A 12,604-nucleotide genomic window follows, 5' to 3' on the forward strand; every position below is an offset into this window, starting at 1 on the left:
CGAAGCGACGACTTCGCGGCGAATACTAGGAGCAACAGGTGCCTCACTAGAGACTACATCGTTGGTCGGTCCTGGTTTCCAGTTAGAGTGACTGATGCGTGGCTAAGTCGGTAGAACGGTTACCAATGATTCGCTGAGCAGTCAGTGCTGGGCATGATAGTCGATCATTTCTATCTGAACTAATTATTCCAGTCAAATCGCTATGACATATCAAGAAGTATTATTATCTAGTAATATAATCAACTAATATAACTGAGATCACCGCTGCTGAAGCGTGCGATAGATGGTTTGACCGCAACGAACTACTGTTTGCCTCAGAGGCGCAAGCCATCGAGGCCCAACTTCCCGAAACGTGGTCGGAGGGGATTGAAATTGGGTGTGGGACCGGCAAATTTACTGAGCGACTTGGTATCAGCCGTGGCGTCGAGCCGTCAGAGCCGATGTCCCAATTAGCTCAGGACCGGGGGATTTCCGTTGACCATGGAACGGCTGAAGATCTTCCACTCACAACGAATGAGATCGACCTTGCCGCATTGCTCGGGGTTATCGGATATGTTAATGATCTTGAAATGGTATTTAGTGAACTCGCCCGTGTGGTGTCGCCAGATGGGCACGCAATCGTTCCTTTCTGCGGGCAAATGGTACTTTTCGCCGAGCTATATGACACCGCAGCCGGTCAAGAGGCGTATCCAGATACCCTGGACTGGAAAGAGACGTATCCACTTGAGATGGCAAAGAAGGCGACATGGCGTGACGTGGAGGCTGTTGTTAGTGAACTTCAGTCCGTCGGATTCACAGAGATAACCACAGTGAAGACGTTAACACAACCAATTGAGACAGCCATTGAAACAGTGGAATCTCCTTCAAAAGGTCACGACGACGGGTCATGGATAGTAGTTCATGCTCGGCGCGAATGATTTGTATACTCCCAAGACGGTGTCATAGAATCAGTCTGATGATCTGAGTCTGACTCTCGACACCGCTTGCAATAATTATCTGCACACAGGCAGATCATCGAAACACTACCCACGGCTTTGCTGTCGTTGCATGGATCTCTGGATGGATCTGTCGACAGATTTTTTATTGCACTGATGCAGGTGAATAGCCACACTTCTCTTGCGATCTTGCGGTCGTGGTTTCTGAGGAATATGGGCAAATGAGAGATGACTGCATATTATCTCAGACAGGATATTTTTGATATGACATAGTATAATGAGTATGCATCTGCTGAAAGATCAATAGTTACATACCACAATCAACAACCGACTATGTCGTCCCGGGGTGACTCATATACTTATGTATTGGTGAGAATAAGGTACAGAGTCGACTCCCCAGAATGTTTATACAGTATTGTATAAACTCGACTGTTGGCGCAAGTGTCTCTGGAGCGGGGGTGCCTCGTCCATGAACCGGGGCAACTGGTCGAGTGAAACAGGCACGAGCCCCCCGACCCCGAGAGAATTCATACAGATATTATATCAATATGTGCTGTCAGAGAATTAGTCTCAATCGAAAGCAAACGTGTCGATTAAGTAGTGAAATGCTCACCAGATTGGGTTGATATTCGGACTGGGATACAGGATAGCCCCACGCCACGTATACAGCACTGGAGGAATCTCGTTATTGGTTGGTCACGATGCTTGTTTGGCTCTGCTGTCAGCGACGGTGTTTGCTACCCAGCCACCAATTCGAGCGAAAATCATGCCGAAAAACGGCGATGTACACAGAAGCATCACAACGGCGATGAGGAAGAACACAGTCAAATTAAGAGACCATCTTAATGTCATGCCTTCTGTGATAATAAATACAGATAGTGCAATCATACCACCCAAAAACCCAGTCCGGAGTCCAGCAGCACTCGGCTCTACCGAGCGGGTAGCCGCGAAGCCTCCAGCAAGTATTGACCCAATTATCATTACCCCACCACCGATACTCGCCTCGGAGTTTGGAAGCCAGTTGATTATCACAGTGGCGGGTAGTGCAGCTATCATTCCGAGAATCGCAACGCGCCAAACCTGTGGAATCGAGCGGTGAGGGCTCTTTGATGCCATATTTGCTCGTGAAAGCAACATCATATAATAGAACTCCTGATTTTCTGAGCTTGAGACGACCTAGATAGAGCGGGGATTAGACGGAATCTTTGATACGGTGTAACGGGATCCCGGCGAATCCGAGTGTCCTGAACACGACTGCCCTCTCGAATTTTGCGTACATCGACCGGTTGTGGGTTGGTTGCAGGACTCTCTGGGATCTCTCAACGCTTCAAGAACCGGATCAACAACCGACATCGACTCCCTTCCACTCTGTTCTCTCAACCATCTACTCAGTCACTATGTAATCGACTTTAATCCTCTATTGGATCTTGAACTTTAAATAAGCTCAAGACGAATTTCTGGGGCTTGGATGTGATTCCGAGGCGATTCACACAGAGACTCACTCAACACAACCGGTCGGTGAAACCTGCATGTTGACTATCACTAATCCTTCTATGTCGGAAATGAATTTTATTGAGTAACTATCGCACGCGCCTCCTCCCAACCTTGCTCACTGCCCTCGCTGAGGGCGGGGATTCCGCGCTATTGGTGAAAGTCAGATTAAAATCCATAGAACTTTGAGTTGAGAACAAACATCCAGAGTGTCCATATGATCACATTCATAATCTGCACATTTTCTATGCCACCGAAAACGATCACGAATCACCGGCTTCAAAGGCAGGACGCAAAGTGAGATTGACACGCCAATTAGTGTCTCTCAGACAGAACACTCGAGGAAAAAAGAAATCGAATCCAATTCAGTTATCCAGAAAGACTCAAGAATGAAAGATACCCAATCCAGCATTGATATTAAGCGGATAACTGAGTCGACTGAAGCAAGGGAGTATAGTGAGCAAATCCCAGAGATATACAAGGCTGCTTGGAACAGTCATGAGGGGTATGGAATATGTTATGCTTCAGAAGAGAGACTTCACGAAGACTTTATTCATACATTCGTTGCGAGTGCAGGTAACAGTGCTTACATTGCTAAAAAAGATAAACGCGCCATAGGCGTTGCACTTCTCTCCAGAGAGCATACTGAACCACTTTGGTATAAAGCGGAGGGACTCTCGATACGACCAGCATACCAAGGAGAAGGAATTGGTCTCTCGTTGCGTGAAAGAAGTCTCAGAGATATCAAAACACAAGATAACAATGACTGGTCGATAGGCACAGGGACAAATTATGTCTCGACTGGCTCACAGTACATCTGGAGTGAGAAGTTGGGTCTGCGACCAACAGCTCTCGTACCACAGATATACAATGTGACGTCCGATTCTTCTACGACTGAGTGTAGAAATATTACAACTGGTGAGATACTCATGATGGACAGCACACAGATGGAAGTCGTCGGAGATAAGCGAATGCAACGCGCACTTGAGACGCTCAGACTTACGGTGAGCACCACTGATAAAACGTCATCACTCACTGGAACAGAAGTGACCGTTCAGATAGATATTGACTCAAATAATGGAAGAGCCGATATTTATCCATATTCAGCACACTCACGAGAGAAATCAGAAAATCATACCGAATTGGATCATATATATCGGATACCTGCAAATGAATTTACACCAAAGACGATTAGAGAAAAAGCGGGAATCAAAAGCGAATACACCGCAGTATTTTATCTTCAAAAAGACGACACAGACATGCAAGCTCTGATGGAGAACAATGATATCGGGATGCCAGCAGGGGTGTTCAATAAGACGGTCATATATATCCAACATTCAGATGACAGAGACCTTCCGAAGGTTGAGATTGGAAAAGCCAATATGCCCTCAATTCAGCAAAAGGATGCCACCATACACACAATCTTCACGCAGGTAGCCGACCTGCATCGCCTCTGGATGGAGAAATATAGCTAATCCTCTCAGGTACTTTTATTATGTATATAACGACCAGCTGATGATCTTATTTCAATTGATATACACTGCTAGCGATATAAAAGCCGATCCACAAGCACTCTCAATTCATAATTGTACCATTTCAACACGGGAAATTCTGCTATCATTTCTATCGATTGGTTACTCAATAATATACGTGCCGAAGGGGACAACCGAAGCACCAGCGTTTGTCTATCCCCGACAATCAAATGTCCAGTCATCAAATCAGATTCAAAGTATTGAATTGTTCAATATCTCACCTTGATATATAACGGATCCATCGTCAGATGAAAAATGACCCAAACGCAAACATAACTAGCAGGTAGTTGCGATGATTCTATCTGCTTCACTCTCGTGTAACGTTCAGACCCTGCTGGATCCCTGTCGTGAATTCATCGGTGATATCGATAGCTGTGCTCGCTCCCCGAACCGTGTTGGTTGCAACGACGCCGTCTGCGCCTGAGCGGATACGAATACCGGCATCGGTGGCATCGCTGACAGTGTTCCCCGTGATTGTGAAACTATGGGATCTGGCTGTTTCGCGAGCCTCCTGATCCTCTGCGTCGGCAGGAACGGTACGGGCAAGAATGCCGACCGGGCAGTTGTCTATCTCATTGCCGGTAATGGTAATATCATACGAGCGGGCACGTTGGGTTCCTGTCACCTCCTCGCGAAGGTGCGTTTCTTTATATTCGATCTCGATACCAGCTTCGCCTCCAGGATCAGCCGCGAATGTATTCAGACCACGACACATGTTCCCAACAATGGCTCCCTGCTGTGCGGGTGAGCAAGCAATAAGACTATGACCGCCGTCAAAAACAACATTCTCATTGATAAGAAAGTTGCTGACATTGTATGGAGCGATATTATTAAATTTCATACCGGAAACGCGATTACGAGCAATGGTCACGTCACTCGATTGCCGGAGGTCGATGTCGCTCCCGGCTGGCGCGCCGCGGGTGGTAATACCGTACCAATTTGGATTCAGGACTTCGTTGTCTGTGATGAGGGCATCCTCACTGCGAGTGATTGACAGTGCGAACTGAAAGCCATTCAGGGTGCGGTTACCCGCGATAGTTACGCCTGTGCAATCATCAGCTTGCACGGCTTGATTGTTTAGTTGTGTGCCGGCTCCGTCAAAGGTAATATTTCTGACTGAGGTGTTGTCGCCACGGAGTTGAATCAGGTCGTGACCTGTTGGAAGTGGGTTAGTTTGAGATGGGGTAGGGAAAGGGTCATCTCTGGTTCCAGTCGGGGTAACGACAAAGCGAGTACTGCCCTGCCCAACTAGGTGGGTGTCATCACCCATTGTTGCCGCTGCCTCGAATTGAAATGTGTCATCGCTGGCGATGACAGTACCACCATCGTTCAATTCGTCAAACGCCCGCTGGAAAGCCTCGTCAGCGCTTCCCTGGGTGGTAAATAACTCATTATTTCCGTCTCCGTCAATAACTTGATATTCTACGGCCTGACTACGCTCAATGCGGACGACATACAGAATTGCTCCAGACTCTTGAGGAAGTCCGGTTGCTTGTGCTGTGGCAGTACCACTAAGTGATCCGATACCAGCCGCCACTCCGAGTCCGGCGAGAAACAGCCGCCGTGTTGACTGTGCGCTTGCGATACGATCGTTGATGCCCTGTCGGTCTGGTAACATGCAACTGGAGACACTTTCTACCGGATAATAACCCTATATAATATTTATCCGGACTAGGCTATTATGCTCACTATTGGTATAGAGTGCTTTGTATTGATCTGGACACTACAATGTCAATACAACGCTAATGCCTAATTCTCCGTTCACCTACAGAAATACAGACCTAGATCGCCCCCACCCCACCGAACCGCTATTTATACAGATTCGAGGAGAATACCTGCGTCTTCAGGCGCAGGAGGATGTCAAACTAGTAATCACGCAGTTCTACGAAGTTGGATTCGAAACGACAACTTCACTGGTAGGCTTTTCATACAGCGTTGACCTCTCACCAGAGGCGTTCTTTGGGTACCTACTTGATGCTGAGATGTTTGTTGCACTTCCCTTAATGGCTCCAGCTGCGAAGGCTGCCGAACGCATCGGAGTTAACCCGGTTGTCGCTCTTGGGTTCGCAGCGTACTCTCTCTTCCCAGTCGTTCTTATAGATGGTCTCGATATCCTTGCTCCGGTGATGCCGCTCTCGTGGGCGATGATCCTCATATTCGCGTTTTCTGGGCTTCGCTTCGCCGGCCTATCCTGTTATAAAGCGTTGATAGTCGGTTCTGCCGAGGGGGGACGCGTGACTGGTACGTACTATCTACTACAGAACACAGTCGTTATTCCAAGTGCTGCAGGTGGTGGCTATCTTTAGGAGTTTGTGAGCCCAGAAATCGCGTTTACAATTGCGGCGGTGATCGGTGTTGTCGGGACTGGATACTTTCTCGCCTTCGGCGAGGAGTTTGAAGCCTACGTCTAAGACGACTGTTTTACTACTTTCTGTGGTGAGCGAACAGAGGGCTCGCTACCGACTGCACTCCACGATAGCGCTGAGGGAGGTGTAGGTGTAATGACCGTCAAGAGTTGGTATAATTCTCAGCTTCAACCCCACAGTGGTCTGCCTGAAACCATGCCTGAAACACAGGCAATAGTCACGCTATCGGCGGATTATACTAAACTTTTCTCGTCAGCCCTCAATTCTGTGTCCTCCCCTCGGGGGTCGACGGAACTCATAGAACTCGGGTGCTCACTGATCAGCCTGATTCCCAATCGACTTGGCGCAGACCACAATATTCGCCCAGACTGTGCGAAAACCCCTCCCCCTCTCTGTATACCAGAGTATGCATGGGCGTCAGCCACGAATGACTATCTCAACGCCTGTGTCTATGCATATTAGTAGAATGGATACCGGCTATCAGATATGCAACCGATGTCACTATTTCAAACAGTGAGCACTCACTCGTGATCAGTATCAGGAAGCCCGTACATCCAGAAAAGAGACTCTTAGTTGTTTCGTGAATCTTCATTATGCGACAATTGACACAGTTGACTACTGACTGTTTCACCGCTGTGTGTAGCAAATCGCCCCTGACCGGTTCCGGAACCGGGTTTCGCGACGTTATCACTATTGAGAATAGAAGATTATTCTCATCACAGCGGACTATCGAGATTTCTTAAAAGAAAGATTAACCCACCAAGCAAAAACACAGATCCAACAACTGAGAAAAGGACACCCCAAGCGCCTATTTTCACTGCAGTGGTTCCTGTTAAAGTGTCTATGATATTTAGATGACCCGTGTCAGGTGCCATAACTGCATTTGCATCTATACTAGTCTCTTCGGTTGCTCCATTTGACGCCGGGTTGGCTTTCCGACAACGGTTATTTCCTCGCCAGTACTGATCGTTCCCTTGATCAACCCAATCGGATTTGGGACACTGCCTGAGTCATTTACATCAGCCGATGGATCCATGTCACCTCTCTCAACATCAATTTTTTTGATACTCTATGAGCCCCAGTGACCGTCTTCTTTTGAGTCGGATCAACGACTGTCTCTGCTGTCCCACCAGAATTATTAAATGGATGATATTTGATCCCAGAATCGATGTTCGTCGAATTATCGCTCAATTGAGAGCGAATTTGATACTCATATGCTACACACTCTTCATTTCGGACTGGCGAGACAATCACACTACTCGATCGTGATGGCTGAACAGACCCAGTGATCTGAACCAATTCATCAGTCGCAACAGCCTCACTAATCGATACTAAATCGGTGGCGGATACTTTCCATGCCCGATTCAAATCTTTGGTTCCGTTCATCATCGCAAATAATCCAGATGCCGTCACGCCAACCCCTAGAAACAGTCCGGATACATCGATATCAAATACGGAAGCTCCAATAAACATGATAGACGCAAGACAGTTATCAATAAGTATATCTTTACTTTTTATTTTTATTTCTCAGCTGATATAATATAACATAATATACCTGACTACTGTAATGACACGACTAACTCTCCGAATGTGTGCAACTACAGTATATTTCTCTAAAGATCCTCAAGTCAGTATTTTTGTTGTAATATGGAGATCCAATTAAATGATATCGCTGTACTAATTCCAACTTGATACTACTAAAACGAGCACACAATGTAGAGTGAGCGATACGCTAGTCATCAGGTCATCAGATTATGTTCTTGTCTCTTGAATTCCCCTTGAAATTCTTGAAATATCAAATCACCCTGAAATATCTTATAAGCGAGATATCAGGGAAGTGGGAATAAGCACAATGAGGAAGATGATTGATAGTTCCGGTCAAATAATAGTTTGGAAGAAAAAGTACCCCGTCACGAGACCTATAACAAGTATCGAAAAATCAAGTCCTGACTGACGGTTCATCTCGTGTCGTCGCACATCAGTATACATGATTGCCGACGTTGGAATCGTGAGCCAGAAACGCCCTGACCAGCATATATTCAGGACTTATTTTCGAATCAACTGAGTTAATCAGAGAGTGTGGTGTTTTTCATGTTGTCGGAGTGCACGAGCGAGTGCAGTAACCTCTGATAACGAGTCGATATTCGGGTATACTTCAAGCAATTCTGGTGTCCATATATCATAGCGTTTTGCGTCATGAATAAACGCTTCAATTCGATTTCTAATTCGGTAGTGTTCCTTAGCAGGGAGATCATCGGCAACTTTGACACCCGCAACTACCTCAACGAATCTACCATACACTGTAAGGTCAAACTGCGTTTGATCCTCAGTGTATCTGACCCCATCAAGGGTATGAGTATCTAACGATTGACTTGCACTGGACGAGAAAGACAGCATTGATATATATGATATATAATGGTATGTATGTATAAATAAGCGATGAAAAAGTGTATTTGTTGATTTAATTATATTCGAGCTACAGTGGGAACGGCTTTGCTCAGTACTATGTTGAGTCTAACTTTCTATTATGTAACCCAACAGATGATCGCTTGATTTTCGCTGAGCGTCTATCTCACCAGCGATTTTTACTAGATTGGCTGTATCCTTGTTTGCGTAACTATTTGACGCAATGATGTCTATGTACATTTAGACCGGAGATAATCCACATCTAACTCCATATTCATATGACAGACAAAAAGACAGACATCGGGACGTGTCCGTTCTGCGGAGGAATTCTCCCAGCGGAGACCATACTACTGGAGTATGTGGTTGATAATGAAACACGAGTATTTGCTGAGTGCTACGATTGTGACGAACCTGTCCAGCCCAATAATTGTATTATCGAACGGCTAGTGGCGAGTTCATGTACACAGGAACAATGATCAGCTACCCTGCGAGGTGATTTCTGTCACTGCATATCTCACAGTTGCGTATGTCGCCAGTCGTTAGATGAATCCTTATACGATAATCCTCTAGCAGTCTAAGTATCTACAATAGTGTCGTCGAAAAGCATCTGAGCCACTGGTGATGTAGACGTAATGTAACCACTACGATGAGCGGTAGAATATTTCGATCAGGTGAAACAGTCTTGCGACTATCACTGTATTTAATCACACCCATATTATTTAATTTGGGGAGATGAGTCTGAATCAACGACGTACAGACATTATGATAATACTCTCCAGTTGCAGATTCTACTGATACATCCTCCTCAAGAGCAGTCACTTCACGGGCAAGATCCCGTGCTATCACGATAAGAGCAGCTTTTGCATCACTCTTGATGAGATTGATTGAATTCATACCTGTGGACGCAGTACTCGCGCCGGGAGCGAAGGGTATCTAGTGTACTATATCACCTATAGATGTTACACAAGGCGCGAATCTACAATAGCCACACATCTAGCGCGACTGATTTGGGTGGGTGCAGTCACCGATCTGTCATCTGGAGCTCGAATTCTCGACACTGCATATTAATAGTTTAAATCATGTACGTAGGTTGATGCTAATAGACCTATACTACAGGCTCACCGAGAGTTTTCCATTCGGTCACGCACTGTGTCTGTGAGCCCTTGATCTCCTCGCAGTCCGGTACTTTTTCAATAGATTATTTTTCGATTAGCAACTGTTAACGGATTACAAACGGCAATACTCTCCAGGTGGTTTTGTTATCTCGACTTTCCCGCCTCAACGACGCCGGTCGATACCGACAGTGGTCATGGTTTCGCCGGACCGCGCCCGCATATTCTCACGGTTGATATTCAAAACAGTGAGAGAGAATAGAGGTCCTCAACATGGGTATTTTGACACCGGAAACACGAATACAGGAGTCGCGGTTATGATCGCATACTACTCTCAACTCAACTCAACTCAACTCAATTCAATTCAATAGTGAAGAGAGCGAGTGGGTGAGCGACAGGATTAATTATTATCCCAGGATGAGTTTGCTAACATGGCGAAATGTCCTGAATGCGGGTACACAGCGGATGCACAGAATGACGATTGGTTTGAGTCGGCCGACGGTCTTGAGTCGATTGACCGCAGTACACAGACAGATACCAGCTTGATTACATGTCCAAGTTGCGATTGCGTCTTAGGGGTACCAGCAGAATGGATAGGCTGTGAAGTACCTCGACCTCGGGGACAAGCCCCGAGACACTCGCCTTGATGTCTGTAGATACGCGAGTCGACGGTACATGCATAATTCGCATCGATAATCTGGGTTTGCGTTATTCTGTCTGAAATGTCACTGTTTGTAGTATGGACTTTATTATACTACTCCCCAGAAAACAACAACAAGCGAAACAGAACTCAAAAAGACTGAAGATGGGATCAGAAATTTGAGTATTATTTATGTGATTCTGAGAGCAAGCGAATGGTGAAAACTATTGAATCGCATACGAGACTCAATCATCGTAAAGCGGAGCTAACATCAATAAGACATATGAATATTTTTGAAAATTACTGACGAGTGCGTGATACGATCATCAGGACGTATCAACTGTTGCCCGAGTGATTTGTTGAATCGCAATACTTGCGATATTTATCCCATATTCCGCACTTCGTTTCAGACTATCAAGAAGCAATCCAAGAATATACGCCTCATTCGGAATATCGTGATCGTAAAGTTCGCGATCTAACTGTGTAAGTTGCGTTGATAAATCCTGATGTTTGGTGACTGCAGTGTTTGCTGTTGAAATATCGCCATCAGTGAGGACAGCATCTGCAGCATCAGTGATTATACTTCGCGTTGCGTCACCGAGCGATGACAACGTTTCTGTATAGCTCTCAGGGATAGTAGCATCAGGTCTGAGAGTAAATCGAGCTATTTTCTCAGCGTGGTCTGCAATCCGTTCAAACTGCCGGGCAGTATAATAATATTCGAATAACTCATCTCGATCGAGTGCGAGCTTTTCGACTTCATATAAATCAGTCAATGATCGGCGGAAGTGACGTGTGATCATTCGAAAAAGCTTATCGGCCTCATCGTCACGATCGATCACGCGTTCGGCAAGTTTTCTATCATTGGCGATCACCGCTGAAATAGCGTCACGATGCATCGCAACTGTCACCAACCGCAATCGTCGCACACTTTTTTTAATATCAACATTCTGTGCATCAATTAAGTTGGTGAGTTTGATACGGTGTTCACTGACTTCAAGTAACTCAAATCCGGACAACTCTCGAAGTGTTTCCTCAACGATACGAGCTTGCTCATACCCATTGCCGGCGTTGTCGCGCAACGTGACAGTATCAAATCCGACAGCGTGTAATGCAAGAATCCGTTGTCGAAGGGCTGTTTCTGAAATTGTTGAGATATCAACTGTGACACCTCTGTCCGCACAAGAGCGATCAGCAGTTGCCTCGATCAGGAGTGACCCATCACCACTTGGGTGGAGTTCAAGTACGGACCCTGAACCGATACCATGTTCTTGCGCCCATTTTTTTGGGAGTGAGACTGTAAACGTAGTCCCGCCTGAGAGTTGCACCTTCCGTGTCTCCATACACTATAGACCCACAAGTGTGATTACATTATAGTTTATATGAGTGGACTTGTCTACTAATTAATGTTCAATAGATATATTCTCGTTATAAGGGACTATCTTTGACTATAGAGCATACTAAAGATAATGAGAATCTCAATATCAGTCATATAAGATGATATTGAGCAAAAATTGCGATATTAAAAGTTCAAGCGATTGCTACTCTGTATAAGATTTATGAGGTATATACATAGCTAATATTAGTATATACTACACTGTACAGTCTGTAGGTTATCTATTTCATTCGGTATTATCATTTAGCAATTATGTCTGATAGAACGTGGCGGCGACCACATGATACTGCCCGTCAAGGTCGTGATGCAACGCTCGCTCAAGTTATTGATACAATTGATCAGACGGCGCCACCCACAAAGACAGCACTTGCAGACCGAGTCGGTATCTCAGAACAGTATCTTTCGGAATTATTACAAGATCTCAAAACTGATGATATTGTTCGGAAAGCCTACGTCGTTGATAATAAATGCGTCTATGAGTCTGCAGACGTTGTATCACGGCTTCATGATCAGACAGCTTCAGAGACGACAACAACAAATTTCAATAAGACAAGTGACACACAAACAGAGGTTTCTGAATCTACTAAGCATGCTTCTGATAAGAGAATGCAGACAGATATTAATACATTATCAGCAACGCTCACCGATAGATCACAAGTAACCGAGAATGAAGCTAGTGTCTCTGTGTTAGATCTTTTAGAACGTCTTGATACAGTCACGACGACG

At 45.5% G+C, this 12,604-nt stretch carries 8 protein-coding genes and 3 pseudogenes; 5 read left to right on the forward strand and 6 right to left on the reverse strand.

Going from position 1 to position 12,604, the window contains the following annotated elements; all coding sequences use genetic code 11:
- The first annotated feature begins 329 nt into the window (after nucleotides 1-329).
- Nucleotides 330-917, forward strand: a complete 588-nt coding sequence (locus J07HQW2_RS15950) for a class I SAM-dependent methyltransferase (RefSeq protein ID WP_303704344.1) — start codon at nucleotides 330-332, stop codon at nucleotides 915-917.
- A gap of 714 nt (nucleotides 918-1,631) precedes the next feature.
- Here the strand turns inward: J07HQW2_RS15950 and J07HQW2_RS15955 are convergent.
- Nucleotides 1,632-2,051, reverse strand: coding sequence for a DUF5518 domain-containing protein (locus J07HQW2_RS15955; RefSeq protein WP_048075746.1), 420 nt, complete (start codon nucleotides 2,049-2,051; stop codon nucleotides 1,632-1,634).
- Nucleotides 2,052-2,143: 92 nt separating this feature from the next.
- Between J07HQW2_RS15955 and J07HQW2_RS20145 the strand changes: the two are divergent.
- Nucleotides 2,144-2,252 (forward strand): annotated as a pseudogene (locus J07HQW2_RS20145) (twitching motility protein PilT); the annotation flags it as partial.
- Nucleotides 2,253-2,815: 563 nt separating this feature from the next.
- Entirely contained in the window at nucleotides 2,816-3,901 is a 1,086-nt protein-coding gene (locus tag J07HQW2_RS15960; RefSeq protein WP_021056699.1) for a GNAT family N-acetyltransferase, read from the forward strand.
- Between the two features lie 364 nt (nucleotides 3,902-4,265).
- Here J07HQW2_RS15960 and J07HQW2_RS15970 read toward each other — a convergent pair whose 3' ends face one another.
- Nucleotides 4,266-5,576, reverse strand: a complete 1,311-nt coding sequence (locus tag J07HQW2_RS15970) for a right-handed parallel beta-helix repeat-containing protein (protein ID WP_021056701.1) — start codon at nucleotides 5,574-5,576, stop codon at nucleotides 4,266-4,268.
- A gap of 166 nt (nucleotides 5,577-5,742) precedes the next feature.
- On the opposite strand from J07HQW2_RS15970, the pseudogene J07HQW2_RS15975 reads away from it, so the two are divergent.
- Nucleotides 5,743-6,369: pseudogene (locus J07HQW2_RS15975) on the forward strand (MFS transporter); the annotation flags it as partial.
- Nucleotides 6,370-7,338: 969 nt separating this feature from the next.
- Here the strand turns inward: J07HQW2_RS15975 and J07HQW2_RS15980 are convergent.
- The 4 genes from J07HQW2_RS15980 to J07HQW2_RS15995 form a co-directional block, all read right to left on the reverse strand.
- Nucleotides 7,339-7,797, reverse strand: coding sequence for a hypothetical protein (locus tag J07HQW2_RS15980; protein WP_021056706.1), 459 nt, complete (start codon nucleotides 7,795-7,797; stop codon nucleotides 7,339-7,341).
- A gap of 597 nt (nucleotides 7,798-8,394) precedes the next feature.
- A complete protein-coding gene (locus J07HQW2_RS15985; RefSeq protein ID WP_021056707.1) occupies nucleotides 8,395-8,721 on the reverse strand; it encodes a hypothetical protein in 327 nt (108 codons plus the stop codon).
- A gap of 591 nt (nucleotides 8,722-9,312) precedes the next feature.
- Nucleotides 9,313-9,624, reverse strand: coding sequence for a DUF7344 domain-containing protein (locus tag J07HQW2_RS15990; protein ID WP_021056709.1), 312 nt, complete (start codon nucleotides 9,622-9,624; stop codon nucleotides 9,313-9,315).
- A 1,184-nt stretch (nucleotides 9,625-10,808) separates the two neighbouring features.
- The gene (locus J07HQW2_RS15995) at nucleotides 10,809-11,825 is read right to left on the reverse strand and encodes a phosphate uptake regulator PhoU (RefSeq protein ID WP_021056711.1); all 1,017 of its coding nucleotides are present in this window, start codon (nucleotides 11,823-11,825) and stop codon (nucleotides 10,809-10,811) included.
- A 305-nt stretch (nucleotides 11,826-12,130) separates the two neighbouring features.
- Between J07HQW2_RS15995 and J07HQW2_RS16000 the strand changes: the two are divergent.
- A pseudogene (locus J07HQW2_RS16000) lies at nucleotides 12,131-12,604 on the forward strand (PhoU family transcriptional regulator); the annotation flags it as partial.

Origin of the sequence: Haloquadratum walsbyi J07HQW2 (assembly GCF_000415985.1) — an archaeon.
Classification (GTDB): domain Archaea; phylum Halobacteriota; class Halobacteria; order Halobacteriales; family Haloferacaceae; genus Haloquadratum; species Haloquadratum walsbyi_B.